Below are 25,007 nucleotides of genomic sequence, written 5' to 3' on the forward strand. Positions count from 1 at the left end.
GCCGGGCCCCCGGGGCCGGTCGGGGCCTCCGCCGTGCCCACGGTCCGTGACCGGGCGTGTCGTGGGTCGCGGCACCATAAACCCGCCTTTAGGGTGGATCTCCGGCTCGGCGTACCTCACGCGGAGTCGACGCTGTGTCACCACCTGGGGACTCTGGCGCTTTTCGTGTGACCCCAGGGGGTGCCGGATTGGCGTTCCCGCCGCTGGTGGGGGCAGGATGCGTGTTTGGGCGCGAGGGTCCGTCAAGGGACCCGGGTCCGGGGACTGTCCGAAGGCCCTGGCAGCATCGGCTTCGCTGTACCCAGTCATGCGGCTCTCGCCGCGTGGCACGCCTCACAGGCAAGAAGAACACGGGAGTAACAACATGAACCGCAGTGAGCTGGTGGCCGCGCTGGCCGACCGCGCCGAGGTGACCCGCAAGGACGCCGACGCCGTCCTCGCCGCCCTCGCCGAGACCGTCGGTGAGGTCGTCGCCAAGGGCGACGAGAAGGTCACCATCCCCGGCTTCCTGACCTTCGAGCGCACCCACCGTGCCGCTCGCACCGCTCGTAACCCGCAGACCGGCGACCCGATCAACATCCCGGCCGGCTACAGCGTGAAGGTCTCCGCGGGCTCGAAGCTCAAGGAAGCCGCCAAGGGCAAGTAAGCCGTCGCGGGCGGGCCACACCGCCCGCCGGCAGCGTGCCGGGGCCGCGGGACGGCCCGGGGCAGGCGCAGAGGGCGGCCACCCCTGTCAGGGGGTGGCCGCCCTCGTCGTACGCCCGCACGGGGCGTTGTACGGCGGCGCCTCCCGGCGGACCCATCACAAGAGCCCCCGGTACGCCTCCGGGGAAAAGAACCTCCGCTACGCCCCCCGGGGACGCGAGAGGGCCCGTACGGCGTCCGTACGGGCCCTCTCGGCGTGCGATCGGGAGCTAGACCAGCGCGCCGCCCGGCAGCTCGACCTTCGCGCCGAGCTCGACCAGCTTCGCCATGAAGTTCTCGTAGCCGCGGTTGATCAGCTCGATGCCGTGGACCCGGGAGGTGCCCTGGGCCGCCAGCGCCGCGATCAGGTACGAGAAGCCGCCGCGCAGGTCGGGGATGACCAGGTCGGCGCCCTGGAGCTTGGTCGGACCGCTGACGACGGCCGAGTGGAGGAAGTTCCGCTGGCCGAAGCGGCAGTCCGAGCCGCCCAGGCACTCGCGGTACAGCTGGATGTGCGCGCCCATCTGGTTCAGGGCGGAGGTGAAGCCGAGCCGCGACTCGTACACCGTCTCGTGGACGATGGAGAGACCCGAGGCCTGCGTCAGGGCCACCACCAGCGGCTGCTGCCAGTCGGTCTGGAAACCGGGGTGGACGTCCGTCTCCAGGGCGATCGCGTTGAGCGAGCCGCCCGGGTGCCAGAAGCGGATGCCCTCGTCGTCGATCTCGAAGGCGCCGCCGACCTTCCGGTACGTGTTGAGGAAGGTCATCATCGAGCGCTGCTGCGCGCCGCGCACGTAGATGTTGCCCTCGGTGGCGAGCGCCGCGGAGGCCCAGGACGCCGCCTCCAGGCGGTCCGGGAGGGCCCGGTGGGTGTAGCCGTCGAGCCTGTCGACACCGGTGATCCGGATGGTCCGGTCGGTGTCCATGGAGATGATCGCGCCCATCTTCTGCAGAACGCAGATCAGGTCCTCGATCTCGGGCTCCACGGCCGCGTTGGACAGCTCGGTGACGCCCTCGGCGAGGACGGCGGTGAGCAGCACCTGCTCGGTCGAGCCGACCGAGGGGTACGGGAGGCGGATCTTGCAGCCGCGAAGACGCTGCGGCGCCTCCAGGTACTGGCCGTCGGCCCGCTTCTCGATGGTCGCGCCGAACTGGCGGAGCACGTCGAAGTGGAAGTCGATCGGCCGGCCGCCGATGTCGCAGCCGCCGAGGCCCGGGATGAAGGCGTGGCCGAGGCGGTGGAGCAGCGGGCCGCAGAAGAGGATCGGGATGCGGGACGAACCGGCGTGGGCGTCGATGTCGGCGACGTTCGCGGACTCGACGTGCGTCGGGTCGAGCACCAGCTCGCCGGGCTCCTCGCCCGGGCGCACCGTCACACCGTGCAGCTGGAGCAGTCCGCGAACGACCCGGACGTCACGGATGTCGGGCACGTTGCGCAGCCGGCTCGGCCCGCTGCCGAGGAGCGCGGCGACCATCGCCTTGGGCACGAGGTTCTTCGCGCCGCGGACGCGGATCTCGCCCTCCAGCGGGGTTCCGCCATGGACGAGCAGTACATCATGGCTGTCTGTGCCGGTCATGAATCTCGCGTTCCGGAGTTGTCGGTCGGGTGGCCAGAGAAAAGGGTAAGGGTCCATGACACCCCCTCCCGGCGTGTCGGGGGGCTTCTCAGATGTAATGAATTCGGCACAGCACCCTCCGTCCCCGTGATCTTGCGGAGCGTCACGGTCCGGTTCGATGGTCGGGGAGGTATCGCGGTGGTCTCGGCCCTGCTGTCCCCTCCCTTCCGACCTGCGAGAGTCCATCGTGTAACCGGCATTGCGCCCGACAACCCCCGCAAACGCCGAAGATGCGGGATCATGTGTCGCATGACCGAGGTGTCCTCGCTCACAGGACGGCTGCTCGTGGCCACCCCCGCGCTGGCGGATCCGAATTTCGACCGCGCGGTGGTGCTGCTGCTCGACCACGACGACGAGGGTTCGCTCGGCGTGATCCTCAACCGGCCCACGCCGGTGACCGTCGGCGACATCCTCGCCCCGTGGGCGGATCTGGCCGGCGAGCCCGGGGTCGTCTTCCAGGGCGGCCCCGTCTCGCTCGACGCGGCCCTCGGGGTCGCCGTGATCCCCGGCGACGAGGGCCCGCTCGGCTGGCGGCGGGTGCACGGCGCGATCGGCCTCGTCGATCTGGAGACCCCGCCCGAACTCCTCGGCCCCGCCCTCGGCTCGCTGCGCATCTTCGCCGGGTACGCGGGCTGGGGCCCCGGCCAGCTGGAGGACGAACTCGCCGAGGGCGCCTGGTACGTGGTCGAGTCGGAGCCCGGCGACGTGTCCTCCCCGCGGCCGGAGACCCTGTGGCGCCAGGTCCTGCGGCGCCAGCGCGGAGACCTCGCCATGGTGGCGACGTACCCGGACGACCCCACGCTGAACTGACGCGGACCGGGTGCGGGCAGGGCTCGGGGCCGAGCCGTGGGACCGTGCCCCACGGCTTTCAGTACCCTGGGTGCCATGAGCACTCTCGAGCCCGAGCGCGGGGCAGGTACGGGAACCCTCGTCGAGCCGACGCCGCAGGTGTCCCACGGTGACGGCGACCACGAGCGCTACGCCCATTACGTCCAGAAGGACAAGATCATGGCGAGCGCTCTCGACGGCACGCCCGTCGTGGCGCTGTGCGGAAAGGTCTGGGTACCGGGGCGCGACCCCAAGAAGTACCCGGTCTGTCCGATGTGCAAGGAGATCTACGAGTCCATGGGCTCCGGCGGCGGAGACAAGGACAAGGGCGGCAAGGGCGGCGGACAGGGCAAGTGACCCGCCGCTGACCGGACCCCCCGAGGTCGGGGACGGCCCCCGTCGTACGCGCTTCGGCGCCTGCGGCGGGGGCCGTTTCGCATGTCCGGGAGACGGTGGGGCGCGCCTCCCGGCGGGTGCTGCCGGGGACGGAAGTGGTCGAGACCTCTTGTGGACGGGCGGGAACGGCCCCTAACCTCACGCGTGTTGTGCAGCACGAAACGCACGTTGCGTATGTTGCAACGCACGCTCGGAGGGGTCCGTTCCATGAAGCTTCCTGCCCTCCCCCACGCTCTCGGCTTCGCTCGAGCAGGGGGGACCCTCGTCACCGCCAAGGCAGCCGCGCTCCTGCTCGCCGCCCTCACCGCCACCGCCTGCGCGCCCGGAACCTCCGGCGGCACGGCCGCCGGCGACGAGAAGTCCGGCACCCTCCGCGTCTGGCTGTTCCAGGAGGTGAACAACAAGCCCAAGGAACAGGTCGTCGACCAGGCCGTCACCGCCTTCGAGCAGCGGCACGCCGGCACGGAGGTCGAGGTCGAGTACATCCCCGTCGAGACCCGGGCCCAGCGCGTCAAGGCCGCCTTCAACGACCCCGGCTCCGCCCCCGACGTCATCGAGTACGGCAACACCGACACCGCCGGTTACGTGAAGGACGGCGGACTCGCCGACGTCACCGCCGAGTTCGCCGCCTGGCCCGAGGCCAAGGACACCGACCCCACCGCGAAACGCTCCGTCACCGTCGGCGGCAAGGTCTACGGAGCCCCCCTCTTCGTCGGCGTCCGCGCCCTCTACTACCGCACCGACGTCTTCCGCGAACTCGGCCTCGCCGTCCCCAGGACCCAGGCCGAGCTGGTCGCGACCGCGAAGCGGATCCACCGGGCCAGGCCCGAGCTGTACGGCATCGCCGTCGGCGGCGCCTACACCTACGGCGCCCTGCCCTTCGTCTGGGCGGCCGGCGGCGAACTCGCCACCGGAGAGGGGCCGGACACCCGCGCCGCGATCGACGGCGAGGCCGCCCGGCGCGGCATCACCACGTACACCTCCCTCTTCGGCGACGACAACTGCCCGGCGGCCAAGTGCGCCCAGATGGGCGGCAACGCCACCGTCACCGCCTTCGCCTCCGGCAAGGCCGCCATGGCCATCGGCGGCGACTTCAGCCACGCCGCCGTCGAGGCCGGCGCGGTGAAGGGCAGGTACGCGGTCGTCCCCCTCCCCGGTACCACCCCCGGCTCCATCGCCCCCGCCTTCGCCGGCGGCAACAATCTCGGCGTCCTTCGGAGCACCTCGCACCGCAGCCTCGCCGTGGACCTCATGAAGGCCCTCGCCGGCAAGGACACCCAGGCGAAGCTGTTCGACGCGATGGGCTTCCTGCCCACGTACACCGACGTCCGCGCCGACGCCGCCCGCCGCAAGCCCTTCGTGAAGCCGTTCACGGACACCCTGGCGGCCGGGACCCGCTTCGTCCCCGCCTCCGCCGGATGGGGCAGGATCGATTCCTCTCTCGTCCTCCCGACGATGTTCCAGGAGATCGTCAGCGGCCGGAAGGACGTCCGGACGGCCACCGAGGACGCGGCCGGGAAGATGAACGCCGCCTTCACGTCGGCGGGCTGAGCCGATGCCGAACCCGTACGCCCGGAAGTTCCGCGAGCCGCCGGCGGGCGGCCCGGTGGGGGCCGGCGGTTCCGGTGGTACCGGTGTCGCCCCTTCCCCGGAGGCCGCCGCTGCCTCCGCCGCCCCGCTCCCGGGAGCCACGGGCCCGCGCTCCCCGGACCGGCGCTCCCCGGCTCCCCGGAGCCGTACCCTGCGCCCCGGCCTGCCCGGGACGCCCGGCAGGTGGACGCCCTGGCTCTACCTCCTGCCCGCCCTGCTGGTCCTCGGCGCGCTGCTCGTCTACCCCGTCTACCAGCTCGGCCTCATCTCCGTCCTGGAGTACACCCAGGCACAGGTCAGCGGCGGCGAGCCCACCACCTTCCGGGGCCTCGCCAACTACACGGCCCTCTTCACCGACCCCCAGTTCCGGCAGGTCCTCCTCGCCACGGTCCTCTTCGCCGCCGCCTGCGTCGTCACCACCCTCGCCGTGGGCTGCGCCCTCGCCGTGCTCCTGACCCGCGTCCGCGCCCTGCCCCGGCTCGTCCTCATGCTGGCCGCGCTCGGCGCCTGGGCGACCCCGGCCGTCACCGGCTCCACCGTCTGGGTCTTCCTCTTCGACCCCGACCTCGGACCCGTCAACCGGCTCCTCGGCCTCGGCGACTTCTCCTGGACGTACGGGCGGTACAGCGCCTTCGCCCTGGTCCTGATGGAAGTCGTCTGGTGCTCCTTCCCGTTCGTGATGGTCACCGTCTACGCGGGCATCCGGGCCGTCCCCACCGAGGTCCTGGAGGCCGCCGCCCTCGACGGCGCCTCCCAGTGGCGGATCTGGCGCTCCGTCACCGCGCCGCTGCTCCGGCCGATCCTGGTCGTCGTCACGATCCAGTCGATCATCTGGGACTTCAAGGTCTTCACCCAGATCTACGTGATGACGCACGGCGGCGGCATCGCCGGCCAGAACCTCGTCCTCAACGTGTACGCGTACCAGAAGGCCTTCGCCTCCTCCCAGTACAGCCTGGGCGCGGCGATCGGGGTCGTCATGCTGCTGATCCTGCTGGCCGTGACGCTCGTGTACCTCCGGCTCCTGCGCCGTCAGGGAGAAGAACTGTGACCGCCTCCGTCCCCCCTGTCCCTGCCCCCGGCGGCCACGTCCGTACGCCACCGCGGGCCCGTGCCCGCGTACGGATCCGGCGGCCCGGACGTCTCGCCGCCGAGGCCGTCACCCTCCTCGTGGCCGCCGCCGTCGCCTTCCCCCTCTACTGGATGGTCCTCTCCGCCCTCAAACCGACCGGCGAGATCCAGTCGGCCCGGCCCCGGCCCTGGACGCTCTCCCCGACCCTGGACTCCTTCCGGCGCGTCTTCGAGCAGCAGGAATTCGGCCGTTACTTCCTCAACTCGCTCGTCGTGGCCGTCAGCGTCGTCCTCGCCTCCGCGCTGATCGCGTTCCTCGCGGCGACGGCCGTCACCCGCTTCCGCTTCCGCTACCGCACGACGCTGCTCGTCATGTTCCTGATCGCGCAGATGGTGCCGGTGGAGGCGCTCACCATCCCCCTGTTCTTCCTCATGCGGGACCTCGGCCAGCTCAACACCCTGGGCTCGCTGATCCTGCCGCACCTCGCCTTCTCGCTGCCCTTCGCGATCTGGATGCTGCGGGGCTTCGTCAGGGCGGTCCCCGAAGCCCTGGAGGAACAGGCGCAGATCGACGGCGCGAGCCGCACCCGCTTCCTGTGGCAGATCCTCTTCCCGCTGGTGCTGCCCGGCCTCGTCGCGACGAGCGTCTTCTCGTTCATCTCCACCTGGAACGACTTCCTCTTCGCGAAGTCCTTCCTCATCAGCGACACCTCGCAGTCGACCCTGCCGATGGCGCTGCTCGTCTTCTTCAAACCGGACGAGAACGACTGGGGCGGCATCATGGCCGGTTCCACCGTCATGACCGTCCCGGTGCTCGTCTTCTTCGTACTCGTACAGCGCCGACTGGTCTCCGGACTCGGCGGCGCGGTGAAGGACTGACGCGTGAACCCCGACCCGACGGACCTGATCCCGGCCCCCGCGCGCGTGGAGGGGCCGCACGACCGCACCCGCGCCCTCCGCCTCGACGCCCGGACGACCCTGGACGCCGCCCCCGGCACCGGCACCACCGAACGCTGGCTCCGCGCCACCCTCGGCGCCGCCTTCCGCCTTCCCCTGCACCCGCCGCCCGCCGCCGGGGCCCCGGCCGCCACCGGAATCCGCCTCCGCCTCGACGGCAGCCTCGCCCCGGAGGCGTACCGGCTCCGCGTCTCGGTGGCGAGCGGCACCGCCGAGATCACCGGCGGCGGCCCCGCGGGCGTCTTCTGGGGCGCCCAGACCCTCCGCCAGCTCCTCGGCCCCGAAGCCTTCCGGCGCGCGCCCCTGACCGCCGGCCCCCCGCCCGCCCTCGCGGAGTGCACCGTCGAGGACGCCCCGCGCTTCGCCTGGCGCGGCCTCATGCTCGACGTGGCCCGCCACTTCATGCCGAAGGACGACGTCCTGCGCCAGCTCGACCTGCTCGCCGCGCACAAGCTGAACGTCCTCCACCTCCACCTCACCGACGACCAGGGCTGGCGCGTCGAGATCCGGCGCCACCCGCGCCTCACCGAGGTCGGCGCGTGGCGGAGCCGTACCAAGTGGGGCCACCGGGCCTCCCCGTACTGGAACGACACCCCGCACGGCGGCTTCTACACCCAGGACGACATCCGCGAGATCGTCGCCTACGCCGCCGACCGGCACATCACCGTCGTCCCGGAGATCGACCTCCCCGGTCACTCGCAGGCCGCCATCGCCGCGTACCCGGAACTCGGCAACACCGACGTCGTCGACACCACCGCCCTGACCGTCTGGGACACCTGGGGCGTCAACCCCCACGTCCTCGCCCCCACGGAGGCCGTCCTCCGCTTCTACGAGGGCGTGTTCGAGGAGATCCTGGACCTCTTCCCGGCGGAGACCTCGCCGTTCGTGCACATCGGCGGCGACGAGTGTCCCAAGGACCAGTGGAAGGCCTCACCCACCGCGCAGGCCCGCATCGCCGAACTCGGCGTCGGCGACGAGGACGGGCTCCAGTCGTGGTTCGTCCGCCACTTCGACCGCTGGCTCGCCACCCGGGGCCGCCGCCTCATCGGCTGGGACGAGATCCTGGAGGGCGGCCTGGCGGAGGGCGCAGCCGTGGCGTCCTGGCGGGGGTACGCGGGCGGGATCGCCGCCGCCGAGGCCGGCCACGACGTCGTCATGTGCCCGGAGCAGCACGTCTACCTGGACCACCGTCAGGCCCCGGGCGACGACGAGCCGATGCCCATCGGGTACGTCCGCACCCTGGAGGACGTCCACCGCTTCGAACCCGTCCCGCCCGGACTCTCCGCCGCGGCGGCCGCCCGCGTCCTCGGCGCCCAGGCCAACGTCTGGACCGAGGTCATGGAGAACCGCGCCCGCGTCGACTACCAGGTGTACCCGCGCCTCGCCGCCTTCGCCGAGGTCGTCTGGTCCGCGCTCCCCGCCCCCGCCGACCGCGACCACGCGGACTTCACCCGGCGCATGAAGATCCACTACCGGCGCCTCGACGCCCTCGGCGTCGACTACCGCCCGCCCGCCGGCCCCCACCCGTGGCAGCGCCGCCCGGGCGTCCCGGGCCGCCCGCTGGAGGGACCGCCCCCGAACGTCTGACACCCGCCCCGCGTCCCCGTCGGCGCGGTGTGAGCGACCTCGCTTCCCCACCTCACCCAAGTGCGGCGAAACGGAAGTTACCGTCACTCCCGGGACGTCACGGACGGAACAGTCCTTCGTGGACCCTCGCGCCGGACGGCTCGGAAGATGTGCCAGAGTTGCCCCGTCCGGCCTGTGAGCACGTACGGTACGCCCACACGCAGGCGCGAGGGCCGGGCACAGTCGGGGACCACCGGGACACCGGGAAGGGGCAGCGGGTTGACCACGCACGCACCACAGACGGCGCAGTCCGTGACGCTGCCCGTCTCGCTCGACGAGGCCGTGGCGGCCCTCACCGCCATGCCCGCCGCCGTGCCGGTGGCGGGCGGCACCGACCTGATGGCCGCCGTCAACCGAGGTCAGCTCCGCCCCGCGGGTCTCGTCGGCCTCGGCCGCATCAACGAGATCCGCGGCTGGCAGTACCAGGACGGCCACGCCCTCCTCGGCGCCGGCCTCACCCACGCCCGCATGGGCCGCCCCGACTTCGCCGCGCTCATCCCCGCCCTCGCCGCCGCCGCCCGCGCCGCGGGACCGCCGCAGATCCGCAACGCGGGCACCCTCGGCGGCAACGTGGTCACCGCCTCGCCGACCGGCGACTCGCTGCCGGTCCTCGCCGCCCTGGAGGCCGACCTCGTCGTCGTGGGCCCGCTCGGCGAGCGCGAGATCCCCGTCTCGCACCTCCTCGCGGGCCGCGACCTGCTGGCCCCCGGCGAACTGGTGGCCTTTGTCCGCGTGCCGCTGCTGCACGCGCCCCAGGTCTTCCTGAAGGCCACCGGCCGCACCGGACCGGCCCGCGCCACCGCCTCGGTCGCCGTCGTCCTGGACCCGGCCCGGCGCGGAGTGCGCTGCGCGGTCGGCGCCGTCGCGCCCATGCCGCTGCGCCCCCTGGAGGCCGAGCGCTGGATCGCGTCGCTGGTGGACTGGGACAACGCGCGCGGGCTGGCCCCGGAGGCGCTGGCGGCGTTCGGCGAGTACGTCGCCGCCGCCTGCGTCCCGGACCCGCAGGGCGACGAGCAGTTGCCCCCGGCCGTACTGCACCTGCGGCGCACCGTCGCCGCACTCGCCCGACGGGCACTGGGGAGGGCACTCGCGTGAGCGGCACCGATCGCAACGAGCAGCAGTACGGACAGCGGCCCGGGCATCACCACGGGCAGCAGGAACAGCGGTCCGAGCAGCCTGAGCAGCACGGGCAGCAGGCCGGCAACCCGGGTGGGTGGCAGCCGATCCCGCAGAGCGAGGGGTACGACGGCGACGCGACCGCCTTCGTCCAGCTGCCGCCCGAGTTCATGCTGGACGGCATCCCGCTGGAGGCCCCCGGCCACGGCTACGTACCGCCGATGATCACGCCGCTCCAGCCCCTCCCGTCGTACCAGCAGCAGATGCGGAGTCAGACGCCACCCGAGCCGGTGACCGACCCGGCGGCGGACCCCTCGGGCGCGGACCCGTGGGCGGAGCAGCAGGCCGGACCCTTCACGCCGTACGGACGGACCGCGCCGTACGGACACGCCGAGCCGTACGGGCGGAGCGACGCGTACGGGCAGGCCGAGCCGTACGGGCACGCGGAGCCGTACGGCGGGCAGCCGTACGCGCCGCCCCGCGCCGACGACGGGGTCGCGTACTTCACGCAGGCGGAGCAGGACGAGCGGTACGGCGCCGAGGAGCGGCACGAGCCCGGCGGGGAGCCGGGCGCCGAGGACCCGCAGGCGACCGCCGAGTGGCGTTTCGAGGCGCCGCCCGAGGCGGGCGTGGATCCGGGCGTGGGCCCGACGGGACAGTGGCAGTTCGAGGTGCCCACCGCCCCCGTGTCGTACGCCGAGGCCCCGCCGACCCTTCCGGGCGGTGCCGCGGCGCCCTGGGCCGTGCAGGAGGTCCCGGCGGGCTCGGAACCGCCCGTGACGGACGAGCCGGTCCCTGCCGCCGCCGCTGAGAGCGAGACCGAGGCCGGCGTCGAGGCCGAGGTCCGGGCGGAGCCGGAGGCTCCCGCCGCCGAGGGGGCCCCGGACGTGCCCCCGAGTGCCGAGGCCCCGCTCGCCGATGTCCCGGCCGCCGATGTCCCGCTCGCCGAGGAGCCGGTCCAGGCCGCCACGTTCCCGGACTCCGGACCGGACGAGGCGCCCTCGGCCGACGTGGCGCCCGTGGAGGCCCCGGCGGACGACGCCCCGGTGGACCAGGCCCCGGCAGGTCGGGCCCCGGTGGACGAGGCTCTGGCGGACCAGGTCCCGGACCCCGGGTCCGTGGAAGCGGCGCTCCCGCCTCCGCCCGCCGAGAGCGACGAACACCCGAACATCTCGTACACCCTGCGCGTGAACGGCACCGACCGGCCCGTCACCGACTCCTGGATCGGCGAGTCCCTGCTCTACGTCCTGCGCGAGCGCCTCGGCCTCGCCGGGGCCAAGGACGGCTGCTCCCAGGGCGAGTGCGGCGCGTGCAACGTGCAGGTCGACGGCCGGCTCGTGGCCTCCTGCCTGGTCCCGGCCGCGACCGCCGCCGGCTCCGAGGTGCGGACGGTCGAAGGCCTGGCCGTGGACGGCGAACCGTCCGACGTCCAGCGGGCCCTGGCCCGCTGCGGCACCGTCCAGTGCGGCTTCTGCATCCCGGGCATGTGCATGACGGTGCACGACCTTCTGGAGGGCAACCACGCCCCCACCGAGCTGGAGACCCGGCAGGCGCTCGCCGGCAACCTCTGCCGTTGCTCCGGCTACCGCGGCGTCCTCGAAGCCGTACGGGACGTCGTCGCCGAACGCGAGGCGAGCGCCGCCGCCACCTCGCCCGAGACCCCCGGCGAACCCCGCGTCCCGCAGCAGATTCCCCACCCGCACGACGGAGGCATGGCGTGAGCAGCGACGCGATCACCGCGGCTCCCACGGCTCTGGACCACCCCGCCCCGGCCCCCGGCGAGGAGCAGGCCGCCCACGGCCTCGGCACCTCCCTCCCGCAGGCGGAGGCCCGGGCCAAGACCGAGGGCACCTTCCCGTACGCCTCCGACCTGTGGGCCGAGGGCCTGCTGTGGGCCGCGCTCCTGCGCTCCCCGCACGCGCACGCGCGGATCGTCTCGGTCGACACGAGCGCCGCAGCGGCGATGCCGGGCGTACGGGCCGTGGTGACGGCCGCCGACGTACCGGGCGCCGCCACCTACGGCCGCCGGGTCGCCGACCGTCCCGTCTTCGCCGACGGCCTGGTCCGCCACCACGGCGAGGCCATCGCCGCCGTGGCCGCCGACCACCCGGACACGGCCCGGCTCGCCGCGGCCGCGATCCACGTCGAGTACGAGATCCTCGAACCGGTCACCGACCCGGAGAAGGCCTTCGCGGCCGAGGCCCTCCACCCGGACGGCAACCTCATCCGGCACATCCCGCTCCGCTTCGGCGACCCGGAGGCGACCGGCGAGGTCGTCGTCGAGGGCCTCTACCGGATCGGCCGCCAGGACCCGGCCCCCATCGGCGCCGAGGCCGGCCTCGCCGTGCCCCGCCCGGACGGCGGCGTCGAGATCTACACGGCCTCCACCGACCCGCACACCGACCGCGACCTGGCCGCCGCCTGCTTCGGCCTGCCGCCCGAGCAGGTCAAGGTCGTCGTCACCGGCGTCCCCGGCGCCACCGGCGACCGCGAGGACCCCGGCTTCCAGATCCCGCTGGGCCTCCTGGCGCTGCGCACCGGCTGCCCGGTGAAGCTCACCGCCACCCGGGAGGAGTCCTTCCTCGGCCACTCCCACCGCCACCCCACCCTCCTGCGCTACCGCCACCACGCGGACGCGGACGGCCGCCTGGTGAAGGTGGAGGCGCAGGTGCTCCTCGACGCGGGCGCGTACGCGGACTCCTCCTCCGAATCCCTCGCGGCGGCCGTGGCCTTCGCCTGCGGTCCGTACGTCGTCCCCCACGCCTTCGTCGAAGGCTGGGCGGTCCGCACGAACAACCCCCCGTCCGGCCACGTGCGGGGCGAGGGCGCGATGCAGGTCTGCGCGGCCTACGAGGCCCAGATGGACAAACTGGCCGCCAAACTCGGCCTGGACCCGGCCGAGTTGCGCATGCGGAACGTCATGGCGACCGGTGACATCCTGCCCACCGGCCAGACGGTGACCTGCCCCGCCCCTGTGGCCGAACTTCTGGCCGCCGTACGGGACTTCCCGTTGCCGCCGCTGCCCAAGGACATCCCTGAGGAGGACTGGCTGCTGCCCGGAGGCCCCGAGGGCGCGGGCGAGCCCGGAGCCGTACGCCGGGGAGTCGGCTACGCCCTCGGCATGGTGCACATGCTGGGCGCGGAGGGCACGGACGAGGTCTCCACGGCGACCGTACGGGTCCAGGACGGCGTCGCGACGGTCATCTGCTCGGCCGTGGACACCGGTTCGGGCTTCTCGACCCTGGCCCGCCAGATCGTCCAGGAGACCCTCGGTATCGACGAGGTCCACGTCGCCCCCGTCGACACCGACCAGCCCCCGGCCGGACCAGCCGCCCACGGCCGCCACACCTGGGTGTCGGGCGGAGCCGTCGAACGGGCCGCGAAGATGGTCCGCACCCAGCTCCTCCAGCCGCTGGCCCACAAGTTCGGCATGTCCACCGAACTGCTCCAGATCACCGACGGCAAGATCACCTCGTACGACGGCGTGCTCTCCACCACGGTCACGGAAGCCCTGGACGGCAAGGAACTCTGGGCCACCGCCCAGTGCCGCCCGCACCCCACCGAGCCGCTGGACGACGCCGGCCAGGGCGACGCCTTCGTCGGCCTCGCCTTCTGCGCCATCCGCGCGGTGGTGGACGTGGACATCGAGCTCGGCGCCGTCCGCGTGGTCGAGATGGCCGTCGCCCAGGACGTCGGCCGCGTCCTCAACCCGGCCCAACTGGCCACCCGCATCGAGGCCGGCATCACCCAGGGCGTCGGCGCGGCCCTCACCGAGAACCTCCGCACCACCCGCGGCCTGGTCCGGCACCCCGACTTCACCGGCTACGCACTCCCGACATCCCTGGATGCCCCGGACATTCGCATCGTGAAACTGGTCGAGGAACGCGACGTCGTGGCCCCCTTCGGCGCCAAGGCGGCGAGCGCCGTCCCCGTCGTCACCTCACCCGCCGCAGTGGCCTCAGCCGTACGCGCGGCGACCGGACGCCCCGTCAACCGCCTGCCGATCCGCCCGCAGGCAGCCGTGGCGGCGCCCAATTCGTAACGGCGTGATGTGCGTTGCTTGTGCAACCGGGAGGTGCGGACTGTCGTCGTCCTTGACTACAGTGAACTACTAGACACACGCACGGTTGTTCACACGGGGGAGGAGCGTGGGCATGGAAGCCTACATGGGAGGCCTGGCGGCCGGGATGCGGACGCAGGCTGTGAAGTACAGCGCCGACTCCATGGAGACCTTCCGCAAGGGCGTCGACGACCTCATCACCCAGCTCCAGAATTCCGAGGCCGGCCCGGACAAGCTGAAGACGGACTCGGTCACCCGCAGCCAGTTCGGCGGAGGCGGGGCGGCATGGGGTGAGGCCCAGAGCGCGTACGCGGCCTACGACGAGGTCCTCGGCAAGCTCGTGCAGCTCTCGGGGCTGCTCAAGGACTGTCTGGAAGGGCTCGGAATCGCGGTCGTCGCCTCCAAGAACGGCATGGAGGAGATGGACGACGACATCAAGCGCAAGATGATCGCGATCCACCAGCGCACGTACGAGGCGAAGCAGCAGGCGGAGAAGGAAGCCGGACGGGATACGCCCGGGGAGGGTAGCCGGGGGCTCGAGGACGCCAAGTTCAACTAGGTCGCGCTGACGGAATTTCGGGGACACGGGGAAGAGGCGAAGGATGAGGCCTGCAGAGGGCGGCGGAGGCGGCGCGACCAACTTCGCCGGCATGACGCACGAGCAGATGCTGGAGTGGCTGAACGAGGCGAGCAGCTACAACGTCGGCGAAGCAGCGCGGCGTTTGAAGGCGGTCGGCGAGCAGATGGCCAAGATCGCCGAGGATCTGCGTGCCAGGATGCGCAACATGGACTGGGAGGGCGAGGCCGAGAAGGCCTTCGTCGAATGGGCCACGAATGTGGCGAACTCGACGACTGCCCTCTCCGAGTACAGCGCGCGTGGCGCGGGGTGGATGGAGCAGAACTCCACCGCAATCGCCGCGGCGCAGAGCGCCATGCCGCCGTACACCTCCCACGAGGCCGCCAAGGCGAACCTCAAGGCGGCGATCGAGCACCGTAACGACCCGGATGCGCAGACCGTCGCCAACAAGGCGCGCAGTTCCATGGCCGCCAGCGAGGAACTCCAGGCGATCCAGGCAAAGGAGAAGGCGAACCAGCAGGCGGCGGCTGACGAGATGTACCGCCTTTCGAGCACGTACCAGTGGTCGAGCTTCAACATGAGGGGCCAGGAGCCGCCGACGTTCCCGCCGCCGCCCGGCGCGTTCGTGCCGGACCGCAGGGACGTCATCACGGACGACCGCTCGTATGTCGGCTCCACGCAGCAGAGTGACAGCCGTTCCACCGGTACGGACACGGGGACCACGCAGCCCTCTCGCTCCCGGCACGACGTTCCGCCCGCCACACCCGACCGCTACGTCCCGCCAGCCGACGACAAGGACGGTCCGACGTACACCGTCCGTCCCGATGTCCGCCCGGACGTCCTCCCCGAGGTGCGTCCTGACGAGCCCGTCGACCTGGGCATCGACAGCGTGAACACGCTGCCGCCGCCGACCACGACCGGCCCCGCTCCGGTACCGGGCCCCCAGCCGCCGCTCACCAAGCCGGACGGCTTCACGCCCCCGTTCGTGACGACGGGCGTCCCGCCGTTCACCGGCAAGGGAGGGACGACGCCGCTGCCGCCGACCGCACCGACCAACGGCGGCGGTCGCGGTCCGCTGTCCAACGGGGGTCTGCGCGGTCTCGCGCCGGGCCACGGCCCGCTGGGCGGCGGCCCCCGTGAGGGCATCAGCGGCGGTCGCGCGGTGCCCAGCACGCAGGCCGGTCGACCCGCGACCGGCATCCCGCGCAGCACGGTGATCGGCACGGAGCAGGGCGGGCGCGGCGCGGGCGTCGGCCGTGCCCCCATGGCCGGTGGCATGGGAGCGCCCATGGGCGGCGCCATGGGCGCCGGTCAGAGCGGTGTCACCGGCGGTCGCCGACTCGCCGGTGAGACCGGCGGTGTCGTCGGAGGCCGGCCGCAGTCCACCGGCGCGGCGGCCGGCCGTCCCTTCACGCCCGGAGGCTCCGGGCTCGTCAGGGGCGGAACCACCCCGGCGGGCGATCAGCGCGAGGAGCAGAAGGGCGAGCGTCCCGACTACCTTGTCGAGGACGAGGAAACCTGGCAGCGCAACCGCCGTGTGGCGCCGCCCGTCATCGACTGATCAGCGCGAGGAAGCGGAAGCAGATGCGTACCAGCAGTGTTCGTCGGAGCCGGGCCCGAGTCGCCGCCTCGGCCGCCTTGGGGATGCTGCTGGTGGGCATCGCTTCCGCGCCCGCCCACGCGGAGAGCATCCGAGACCAGCAGTGGCACCTCGACGCCTTCGGCGCCGAGGAGATCTGGAAGCGCAGCACGGGCAAGGGCGTCACCGTCGCGGTGATCGACTCGGGTGTGGACAAGAACAACCCGGACTTGCGTGGTCAGGTGCTCACCGGCAAGGACTTCGCGGCAGCCGAGGAAGAGGGCGATCAGTTCACCGACTACATGGGTCACGGCACGGGCATGGCGGGTCTGATCGCCGGCACCGGAGCACGAGACGGTGGAAACGGCGCCTTCGGCCTGGCACCAGGATCCAAGATTCTGCCGGTCCGCGTTCCTGGGCTCGACGCGGGCGAAGGCAGCATGGCTGACAGCGACAAGGTCTTCAACCGTGTCGTTCCTCCGGCCATCAAGTACGCGGCCGACTCCGGTGCCAAGGTCATCAACATCTCCCTGAGTGCCACCGCCGGTTCGCAGGAACTCACCGATGCGGTCGCATACGCGCTGGGTAAAGGCTCCCTTGTCTTCGCGGGCGTCGGGAACACCGGCGACAAGGGCAATCAGGTCGAGTACCCCGGAGCCACCCCCGGTGTCGTCGGCGTCGGTGCCATCGACAAGAAAGCCAAGCACGTGCCACTCTCGCAGTACGGCGATCAGGTCGACATCGTGGCCCCCGGCAAGGACGTGGTCGCTGCCTGTGGTGGCGGTACCGGGCTCTGCAAGTCCACCGGTACGAGCGATGCCACGGCGCTCGCCTCCGCTGCAGCAGCACTCATCTGGTCGAAGCACCCCGACTGGACCAACAACCAGGTCCTGAAGGTCATGCTCAACACGGTCGTCAAGCCCGCCGGTGGTGAGAAGCGCAGCGACTACCTCGGCTACGGAGGCATCCGCCCGCTCCGTGCCCTCAAGACCCCCGGCGACCCCGGCCCCGCCGACGTCCGCCCCATCGACGACCTCACCGAGGCCACCGCCACCCCCGGGGGAGCCACGGCGTCGGCCACGCCCTCCGGCAACGCGGCCCCGCCGAGCCCCGCCCCCACCGGTTCCTCCGCCGCGCCCGCGCCGGCTCCCGCCGCCCAGGCGAGCGCCGACGACGGCGGCAACACCGGCCTGTGGATCGGCCTCGGAGTCGGTGCTGCCGTGCTGCTCGCCGTCGGGGTCGCCGTACCGGTGCTCAGGTCGCGTCGCGGTTGAACCGACGACTGCTGTCCGGTTCGACGCGTACATGATGGAGGACTGACATACGGTCTGCGCGTGCCGGGATCGTTGCCGCCCTGTTGGTGACTTCCTTCCTCGTCGGCTGTTCTGGGAGCGGGGACGGTGGTGACGGTACGGCGGAGACGAAGGGCCGGACGGCCGCGCGGGTGCGGCGGCTTCGCCTCGGAGGCCCCCGTGGCGAAGGCGCTGGCGGCCATCGCCGGTGAAGGCGTGTCCCTGTCGAGTGACACGGTCCGGCCGGAGAAGGTGATCACCGACCTCCGGAAGGCCGCGCGCACCTGGCAGAGAGGCAAGCGATGGATGAACGGAGTGCCGTTCTGCGAGCTGGAGCAGGCCCAGGACGGACGGCGCATCCTGGACATCACCTTCCGAGAGGCGCTCTCCGTGCCCACGGAGGATGAAAAGGTCCACACGGCTTACTCCTCAGGGCTGCGCGCGACGTCCTCCGACCTCTTCGCCGCCGTCTACTTCTCCTGCCGCCTGAAGGCACCCGCCCACGAGATCGTCATCGTCGCCGAACTGCAGCGCCCCCTCGACGACCCGGCCGATCATCCGGGGCTCCGCGACGATCAGGTCACCCTGGTCAACGCCGCCGCCCGCCGCGTCGCGGCAGACCTCGGCTGCACGGACACCCGGCTGGCGGCGGGGGCGCCTGTGGTCCGCTGAGGACTGCTGAAAGGCTCGGGGCGGGAAGCCGGGGACCCTGCCGCCGTGGGTGAGGAGAACCTGCGGCGGGGCCGCCGCGCCCGTGGCCACCGCCCTCGCCGTTCGCGCGGTCAACGGCATCCGGCCATCGTCCGGTGGTGTCCGTTCGTTCCGGCGTCGCCCCCGGGCGATCCTGTCGACCGGAACAGCGATTCGGCTGTCGGCCGCCCGAGAAGGGCCGGGGTGTCCGAGTTGCGAAGGTGAAGCGCTCGCGAGGGCATCGCAGAGATCTTGTGTGCGTCCGTTTTCCCCACGGGGGAGTGCTCGAACGGCCTTCCGTGAGGCTACGATCGCCATGTTTCCGGCGGCTCCGCGCGTGCGGAACCCGGCGGAATTCAGCGGGACTTAGCTGAGGCGAATCAGGAACGATCACCGTCCGAGGGTCACGGGGGAGAGCATGTCGTTCGAAGAGGAGTGGGCGTCCGCCCGGTCCACGTCCACGTCCGGCGTGAGCATGCGGCTCAATCAGGTCGCTCCCGAATCCGGTGGCGGGAGCGGCGGGAACGCCGACCTCAGCGTCGACCAGGACAAGCTCGGCGCCATCGGCAGCGCCGCCTACGCGCTGCACGGCCGGCTCGCCAAGGACGGCAAGCACGCCGAGGCGAGCACGGGCGAGGCAGCGACCCAGCTGTCCGGCCACGGGTTCCTCACCGGCTCCGCGATGTCGACCGTCCAGCGCACCTGGAGCTCCCAGCTCGGCACGCTCCTCGACGCCTGCGCCAACATCTCGAACCACCTCGACTACAGCGCGGCCTCGCACGCGAAGGAAGAACAGGACATCAAGGCGGCGCTCGCCGCCTCCAGGATCGACCAGTACTTCAAGTAACGGGCGGGGAGAGCCACGGTGTTGACCTACGAGAACGTCATGCAGGCGCAGCTCGACAAGCTGAAGACCGCCGCCGACGACTGGTCCGAGATGAAGGGCAAGCTGGACAAGCTGGCCGACGACGCCCGGACGACCATGGCGGCGAAGGCCAAGGACGACTACTGGCGCGGTGTGAACGCCGAGGTCACCAAGCCCTTCGTGGACAAGACGGCGAAGGAGTTCGAGGACGCGGCGAAGGCCGCCGACGGGATCCACAAGATCCTGGAAGACGGCTACCAGTCCTTCAAGAAGGCCAAGGACGACCTGAAGAAGATCGCCGAGACGGAGGCTCCCGGGCGGGGCTTCCACGTCAAGTCGGACGGTACGGTCGTCGCCCGCGAACCGCTCTCCGAGATCAAGGACCCGGCGGCCCGGCACGACCCCGACTTCCAGGACCTGGTGCGCAAGGAGCGCGCGGACATCCAGGCGATGGAGGACCGGATCAAGGCCATCCTGGAGGTCTGCACCGAGGCCGACGTGGCCTGCTCCAACGCCCTCAAGGCCAACATCACCGGCGACCAGCACAACTTCAGCGCCCCGAAGTACGGCAGCCTGGACGCCGAGGAGGCGCAGCGTGCCGTCGACCTGGCGAAGAAGGGCCGGGACATCTCCCACGAGGAGCTGACGCGCCTCAACGAGCTGCTGAAGGACAACGCGGGCTCGAAGGCGTTCTCGCGCGGTTTCTACGACGGTCTCGGTCCGAAGGGCGCCCTGGAGTTCTTCGGGCAGCTGTCCACGGACACGTACGACTACACGAAGGTCGACAAGGAGCGCCTCGCCGACGTCCAGCAGCTCCAGAAGAACCTGGGCATGAACCTGGCGACCGCCACACAGGGCGGCGACGCCTGGACCGACAAGTGGTCCGCGGACATGCGCAAGCTCGGCACCGAGCGCATCCCGCTGGTCAAGTACGACAACAACCCGGCCTTCGGGTACCAGTTGCTCGGCGGCATCATGCGCTACGGCAACTACGACCCGAAGTTCCTGGTCCCCATCGCCGAACACGTCACGCAGCTGCACGCGAAGGACCCGTACCTCTTCGCCAACAGCAAGTCGATGATCGCCGGCGGGCTCAAGAACCAGTACAACCCGTCGGGCGTCAACGGTGCGGGCTACGACCCGATGATCTCCATGCTGGAGGCGCTGGGACACAGCCCGGAGGCGGCGAAGGAGTACTTCTCCAAGGAGCCGACCGCGTACAACAAGGACGGCAGCGTCGGCGGGACGGTGGACCTGGACCCGAAGAAGGACGGGGACCAGAAGGGCTACCTGGACTACTTCGCGAACGACAAGTACACCTTCTTCCCCGACATCGACGGCCACGACCCCGACGACGCCAAGAAGTCGGCGGACTACATGCCCGACGCGTTCGGTCACGCGCTGGAGGCGGCGACGCTGGGCCACGCCTGGGACGACCCGACACCGGAGCTCAAGCGGGACGAGACCTCCGCCGAGATCATGACGCAGGTCGTCGAGAAGTACGGGAGCGACCCCGAGCTGCTGAAGAAGTACCAGTCCACCATGGCCGACAGCCTCGGCAACATGGGCGCCGGTTACATCGACGACCTCAACTGGGCGCTGGCGAAGAACGACTCGGAGAGTCCCTTCGCCCCTTCGAAGATGCCCGGCGCCCATCCGCAGTTCGGCCGCGAGACCGCGATCGACTTCCTCAGCACGCTGGGCCAGCACCCGGACGCGTACGCCACGGTGTCGACGGCCGAGCGCCTCTACACCACCAGTGTCCTGGAGGCACAGGTCGGCCCCGGCGGGAAGATCGACGAGGGCGCGGCCCGCGCGACCGTGTACACCGGGGCCACCCTCCAGGGCGTGCTCGACGAGTCCCGGGCCAACCAGGTCGAGGCCGAGGGCATGAAGAAGCACGAGGAGTACGAGAAGGCCCAGGCGGCGAAGGCCGGCTGGGTGGAGCTCGGTGCCACGGTCGGCATCGCGGCGGGCGTCGCCTTCCTGCCCGCCACCGCCGCGGTCGGTACGGCGGCCGTCCTCGTACCGCTCGCCGTCGACACCGGCTCGGGAGTCATGGAACAGCTCGCTGGGCAGGTCATCGGCGACTGGTCGGACAAATCCGTCGAGGACCACAAGGACAAGACCGAGGACGAGATCCACGAGGACCAGAAGGCGCTGTACACGGCGGGCCGGTACAGCGCCGAGTCCCCCATGGAACGCTTCCTCGCCCAGCACAGCGACAAGGTGAACAGTGACTTCAGGCAGGACATGATCGAATCGGTCGACGGCGGTTACGCGAAGGGCAACGACCACGCGAACCAGACGGGCAACGACCCGGAGACCGGCTGACCGTCCGCTTCCGACCCCGGAGGAATCCCGATGCGAAGAGTCTCCCTGTCCGCCGCCACAATCGCGCTCGGTCTGCTGCTCACCGCCTGCGGGAGCGACGAGAAGGAGCAGCCGCGGATCACCGCCGCGCAGCAGTGTGACGGCACGCTGTCGCCGGCGGCGGCGAAAGCGCTCGAATCGGTGCTCCGGGCCGAAAAGTTTCTGGAGGCCGGCAGCGGCGGGTTGAAACGGACGGTGGACCAGCTCATCGAGGATCAGGCCAGGGAAGGGCGGCCACCGGGGCACCCCGCGATGTGCGAGGTCACCACCGGCCAAGGGCTCGAGATGCGTGTCGAGTTCCGCCTGTACGAGCGCGACGACCTGTACGACGACGGCCGGGATTGGACGACCTCGGGACGGCATCTGTACGCCTTGGGTCGAGAGGCCAGCTCCGACAACGAGACGGCCAGGCTGTTCGTCGGCTGCACCAGTCCGAGGCTGAAGGGGGCGAGCGAACGGCCGGCCCCCATCCAAGGCTTGCTCCGGTTCGGCAAGCCCCTGAAGGGGGCGCTCCCCGACAACACCCCGGCCACCCGCGAGGCGTACCTCACCGTCCTCCACTCCGTCACCCTGGCGGTCGTGAAGGAGCTGGGCTGCGAGAACAACGCGGGGCTGCCCGAGAAGCCGGTCCTCACGGAGAAGAAGTGGCGCGGCCAGCGGTAGGCGTCGGGGGACGGGCTGTGGCGGGGGCGGCCGGTCTGCTGCTCGCCGCTACCGCCTGCTCGTCCGCGGCGCAGCCCCCGCCCGCGCCCGAGCCGGCCGCGCTGCGGGCCTGTCAGGACGCCTTCGGAGCGGAGAGTGTCGACGTCCTGCGTGCCGCTCTCGGCGACGGGTTCCGGCCGCACGGGCCGGCAGGGGCGGACGTGAAGGGCCGGCTGGTCGCGGAGGCGCGGGAGTGGCGGGCCGGGGCGGACGATCTGCGGCGGCAGGTCCAGCACCCTTGCGAGATCGAGGGCGGCGGGAGCGGGCGGGTGATCACCGCGACCGTCGGGTGGTCGATGTACGACATCGACCACGTGAGCGCGGGGAAGGGGAGGTTCCGTTGGCGTACCGTCGCGGACGGCGTGTACGTGGCGTCCCGGCCCGACATCTGGGGGACGCCGCTCGTCATGCCGTGCACCGTGCCGGGCACGGCCCCCGGCCAGGGCAGGGAGCTGCCCCTGGAAATCGCCGTGCTCCACAAGGCCACCGGGGAGGCGGCAAAGGTGCCGGAGGAGCGGCTTCTCGCCGCCCTGGCGCGCGGTACTCGGGAGCTCCTCGGCTGCCGGGAGCAGGTGGACGTGCCGGGCGACCTGCTGCCCTGACGCGCCCGGTCGGGTGGGGCTCTCAGTCCTCGGCCGTGCGGGGCTGTGGGGGCAGTTGGGAGACGAGGAGGACCGCGCCCCGCGTGCAGAGGGCCGCGAGGAGGATCGTCGTGAAGCCCTCGATGTGGAGCGTGGAGAACTTCGGGCCCAGCCAGGACAGCAGCCACCAGATGAGCGCGTCCTGGACGAAGCCGGCGAGGCCGAAGGCGGCGAGGGCCGGGAGGGGGACGCGGCCCGAGGGGCCGATGAAGACCAGTTGGGTGAGCACCGCCAGGACCACGGAGGCCACCAGGACCGCGAGGACGGCGTCGGCCGTCTCCGGGCCGAGGGTGATGCCCGGCAGCAGCGCCCCGGCGAGGGCCGTGCCGGCGACGATGCCCACCTTGCGTCTTCCTTGATCGCTCATGCGCGGACTGTGGCACAGGCGCCGGGCGCCTGTGAAGATCCGCGAGCGACCTGGCGGTGACCAGGAATCGTCAGAGACCGTGACCGGAATCGAACCGGCGTCACTCGCTTTGCAGGCGAGCCCCTCAACCACTCGGGCACACGGTCGTGTCGTGCGTGCTGGTACGACCGTAGGGCGGCGCCCGGATGGGCCTCAAGGGGCGCGGCCGCGGTGCCATGCGACTGCCATGCCGCTGCCACACGCCGTTCACAGAAGGGACCGAAGGGCCCAGGAGGGCTCAGGAAGACTCAGGAGGGCGCAGGAGGAGTCGGGGCTACGCGGGCGCGGGCCCGGGCGGAGGGCGACCGGCCCCGGAGTCGTACGTCGCAGGGCCGAGGAGAACCGGGACTCCTGACAGGGGTCACTGGCTGCTTCACCTCTTACTCTGGGGGGATGAGCGCCCTCGAACCCCACGACGCCGCGACCGGCGCCGACGACACCGTCCCCCCGAAAACGCCGGTCGAGCCCCCGCGGGGCTCCGTGCTCGACTCCGCGCACCGGGCGCTCAGCATCGGCATCGTCTCCGTCGTCCTCCTCATCGCCTTCGAGGCGACCGCCGTCGGCACCGCGATGCCCGTCGCCGCCCGCGAACTGCACGGCATCCCGCTCTACGCCTTCGCCTTCTCCGCGTACTTCACCACCAGCCTCTTCGGCATGGTCCTCGCCGGTCAGTGGTCCGACCGCAACGGGCCCCTCGCCCCGCTCGCCACCGGCATCAGCGCCTTCGCCGCGGGTCTGCTCCTGTCGGGGACCGCCGGGGCCATGTGGGTCTTCGTCCTCGGACGGGCCGTGCAGGGGCTCGGCGGCGGGCTGGTGATCGTCGCGCTGTACGTCATCGTCAGCCGCGCCTACGCCGAACACCTGAGGCCCGCGATCATGGCCGCCTTCGCCGCCAGCTGGGTGGTGCCCTCGGTCGTCGGCCCGCTCGCCTCCGGCACGATCACCGAGCACCTGGGCTGGCGCTGGGTCTTCGTCGGCATCCCCGTCCTCGTCGTCTTCCCGCTCGCCCTCGCCCTCCCGGCGATCCGCCGCACCGCCTCCGGACCCGCCGACCCCTCCGCGCCGGTCGCGCCGTGGGACCGGCGGCGGATCCGGCTGGCGCTCGGCATCTCGGCGGGCGCGGGACTCCTCCAGTACGCCGGGCAGGAACTGCGCTGGCTCTCCCTGCTGCCGGCCGTCGTGGGCGCCGCGTTCCTCGTGCCCGCCGTCCGCGGTCTCCTGCCGCGCGGCACCGTCCGGGCGGCGCGCGGGCTGCCCTCCGTCGTCCTGCTGCGCGGCGTCGCCGCCGGTTCCTTCATCGCCGCCGAGTCCTTCGTGCCGCTGATGCTGGTCACGCAGCGCGGCCTCAGCCCCACCCTGGCCGGGCTCTCCCTGGCCGCCGGCGGCCTCACCTGGGCGCTCGGTTCCTGGATCCAGTCGCGGCCGTGGACGGAGCCGTACACCGAGCGGCTCGTGGTCGTCGGCATGATCCTCGTCGCCGTGGCGATCGGCACCGCTCCGGCGGTCCTGATCCACGCCGTGCCGGTATGGGTGGTGGCGGTGGCGTGGGGCCTGGGCTGTCTGGGCATGGGGGCGGTGATCTCCTCCACGAGCGTGCTGCTGATGAAGCTGTCGGCCCCGCACGAGGCCGGCGCCAACTCCGCCGCCCTCCAGATCTCCGACGGCCTCTCCAACGTGCTGCTGCTGTCCGCCGGCGGAGCCGCCTTCGCCGCCCTCGGCGGCGGGGCCGTGGGCCACGCGGCCGCCACCCACGCCTCGGCGGCCACCAGCTCCCACCCGGCCGCCTTCGCCGCGGTCTTCCTGCCCATGGCGGGGGTGGCGGCGGTGGGTGCCTGGGTGGCGACCCGCCTCCAGCCCTCCCGGAAGGGCGCGGAAATCCCCGGCCAGGGACGTGGCGGTCAATGAGAACGGGCCGGGCGAACACGGGCGCGCACCCTCCGC

The 25,007-nt window shown here is 72.0% G+C and carries 21 protein-coding genes and 1 tRNA gene; 19 read left to right on the forward strand and 3 right to left on the reverse strand.

Annotated elements, in window-relative coordinates; genetic code table 11:
* Positions 1-364: 364 nt before the first annotated feature.
* Positions 365-646, forward strand: coding sequence for an HU family DNA-binding protein (locus ABTY40_RS25660; RefSeq protein WP_017237029.1), 282 nt, complete (start codon positions 365-367; stop codon positions 644-646).
* Positions 647-914: 268 nt separating this feature from the next.
* Here ABTY40_RS25660 and murA read toward each other — a convergent pair whose 3' ends face one another.
* Positions 915-2,261 carry a UDP-N-acetylglucosamine 1-carboxyvinyltransferase gene (gene murA, locus ABTY40_RS25665; protein ID WP_352061689.1) on the reverse strand — a complete coding sequence of 449 codons (1,347 nt, stop codon included), beginning with the start codon at positions 2,259-2,261 and terminating at the stop codon, positions 915-917.
* Between the two features lie 288 nt (positions 2,262-2,549).
* Here murA and ABTY40_RS25670 point away from each other — a divergent pair, with 288 nt between their 5' ends.
* The 17 genes from ABTY40_RS25670 to ABTY40_RS25750 all read left to right on the forward strand — a co-directional run bounded on the left by ABTY40_RS25670 (position 2,550) and on the right by ABTY40_RS25750 (position 22,621).
* Positions 2,550-3,110 (forward strand): YqgE/AlgH family protein, encoded by a 561-nt coding sequence (locus tag ABTY40_RS25670; protein WP_345281895.1) that lies wholly within the window; start codon positions 2,550-2,552, stop codon positions 3,108-3,110.
* A 75-nt stretch (positions 3,111-3,185) separates the two neighbouring features.
* Complete coding sequence (locus ABTY40_RS25675; protein ID WP_309056156.1) at positions 3,186-3,485, forward strand: DUF3039 domain-containing protein; 300 nt, start codon at positions 3,186-3,188, stop codon at positions 3,483-3,485.
* Positions 3,486-3,731: 246 nt separating this feature from the next.
* Positions 3,732-5,075 carry an extracellular solute-binding protein gene (locus ABTY40_RS25680; protein WP_352061690.1) on the forward strand — a complete coding sequence of 448 codons (1,344 nt, stop codon included), beginning with the start codon at positions 3,732-3,734 and terminating at the stop codon, positions 5,073-5,075.
* A gap of 4 nt (positions 5,076-5,079) precedes the next feature.
* The gene (locus tag ABTY40_RS25685; protein ID WP_352061691.1) at positions 5,080-6,162 is read left to right on the forward strand and encodes a carbohydrate ABC transporter permease; all 1,083 of its coding nucleotides are present in this window, start codon (positions 5,080-5,082) and stop codon (positions 6,160-6,162) included.
* A gap of 74 nt (positions 6,163-6,236) precedes the next feature.
* A complete protein-coding gene (locus ABTY40_RS25690; protein WP_352061716.1) occupies positions 6,237-7,061 on the forward strand; it encodes a carbohydrate ABC transporter permease in 825 nt (274 codons plus the stop codon).
* A 3-nt stretch (positions 7,062-7,064) separates the two neighbouring features.
* Complete coding sequence (locus ABTY40_RS25695) at positions 7,065-8,726, forward strand: beta-N-acetylhexosaminidase (protein ID WP_352061692.1); 1,662 nt, start codon at positions 7,065-7,067, stop codon at positions 8,724-8,726.
* A 258-nt stretch (positions 8,727-8,984) separates the two neighbouring features.
* Positions 8,985-9,860, forward strand: coding sequence for an FAD binding domain-containing protein (locus ABTY40_RS25700; protein WP_352061693.1), 876 nt, complete (start codon positions 8,985-8,987; stop codon positions 9,858-9,860).
* Positions 9,857-11,602, forward strand: a complete 1,746-nt coding sequence (locus ABTY40_RS25705; RefSeq protein WP_352061694.1) for a 2Fe-2S iron-sulfur cluster-binding protein — start codon at positions 9,857-9,859, stop codon at positions 11,600-11,602. Before ABTY40_RS25700 ends, ABTY40_RS25705 begins: the two co-directional genes overlap by 4 nt.
* Entirely contained in the window at positions 11,599-13,923 is a 2,325-nt protein-coding gene (locus ABTY40_RS25710; RefSeq protein ID WP_352061695.1) for a xanthine dehydrogenase family protein molybdopterin-binding subunit, read from the forward strand. Before ABTY40_RS25705 ends, ABTY40_RS25710 begins: the two co-directional genes overlap by 4 nt.
* A 112-nt stretch (positions 13,924-14,035) precedes the next feature.
* Positions 14,036-14,500, forward strand: a complete 465-nt coding sequence (locus ABTY40_RS25715) for a DUF2563 family protein (protein WP_352061696.1) — start codon at positions 14,036-14,038, stop codon at positions 14,498-14,500.
* A 43-nt stretch (positions 14,501-14,543) separates the two neighbouring features.
* Positions 14,544-16,079 (forward strand): hypothetical protein, encoded by a 1,536-nt coding sequence (locus tag ABTY40_RS25720; RefSeq protein WP_352061697.1) that lies wholly within the window; start codon positions 14,544-14,546, stop codon positions 16,077-16,079.
* 83 nt (positions 16,080-16,162) lie between these two features.
* Complete coding sequence (gene mycP, locus ABTY40_RS25725; RefSeq protein WP_352061717.1) at positions 16,163-17,371, forward strand: type VII secretion-associated serine protease mycosin; 1,209 nt, start codon at positions 16,163-16,165, stop codon at positions 17,369-17,371.
* 198 nt (positions 17,372-17,569) lie between these two features.
* Positions 17,570-18,061, forward strand: a complete 492-nt coding sequence (locus tag ABTY40_RS25730) for a hypothetical protein (protein ID WP_352061698.1) — start codon at positions 17,570-17,572, stop codon at positions 18,059-18,061.
* Between the two features lie 436 nt (positions 18,062-18,497).
* Positions 18,498-18,926, forward strand: coding sequence for a hypothetical protein (locus ABTY40_RS25735; protein ID WP_352061699.1), 429 nt, complete (start codon positions 18,498-18,500; stop codon positions 18,924-18,926).
* A gap of 18 nt (positions 18,927-18,944) precedes the next feature.
* Positions 18,945-21,278: a DUF6571 family protein gene (locus ABTY40_RS25740; protein ID WP_352061700.1), complete on the forward strand. Its 2,334-nt coding sequence runs from the start codon at positions 18,945-18,947 to the stop codon at positions 21,276-21,278.
* Positions 21,279-21,308: 30 nt separating this feature from the next.
* Positions 21,309-21,980, forward strand: a complete 672-nt coding sequence (locus tag ABTY40_RS25745) for a hypothetical protein (RefSeq protein WP_352061701.1) — start codon at positions 21,309-21,311, stop codon at positions 21,978-21,980.
* A gap of 17 nt (positions 21,981-21,997) precedes the next feature.
* The gene (locus tag ABTY40_RS25750; protein ID WP_352061702.1) at positions 21,998-22,621 is read left to right on the forward strand and encodes a hypothetical protein; all 624 of its coding nucleotides are present in this window, start codon (positions 21,998-22,000) and stop codon (positions 22,619-22,621) included.
* A 22-nt stretch (positions 22,622-22,643) separates the two neighbouring features.
* Here the strand turns inward: ABTY40_RS25750 and ABTY40_RS25755 are convergent, their stop codons facing one another.
* Together ABTY40_RS25755 and ABTY40_RS25760 are read right to left on the reverse strand one after the other, a co-directional pair.
* Entirely contained in the window at positions 22,644-23,027 is a 384-nt protein-coding gene (locus ABTY40_RS25755) for a hypothetical protein (protein WP_352061703.1), read from the reverse strand.
* A 74-nt stretch (positions 23,028-23,101) separates the two neighbouring features.
* Positions 23,102-23,173, reverse strand: a tRNA-Cys gene (locus ABTY40_RS25760).
* Positions 23,174-23,459: 286 nt separating this feature from the next.
* Here ABTY40_RS25760 and ABTY40_RS25765 point away from each other — a divergent pair.
* On the forward strand, positions 23,460-24,971 hold the full coding sequence (locus ABTY40_RS25765; RefSeq protein ID WP_352061704.1) for an MFS transporter: 1,512 nt from the start codon (positions 23,460-23,462) through the stop codon (positions 24,969-24,971).
* Positions 24,972-25,007 lie beyond the last annotated feature (36 nt).

Origin of the sequence: Streptomyces sp. NPDC126503 (genome assembly GCF_040302405.1) — a bacterium.
In the GTDB taxonomy this organism is placed as follows: Bacteria; Actinomycetota; Actinomycetes; order Streptomycetales; family Streptomycetaceae; genus Streptomyces; species Streptomyces gulbargensis.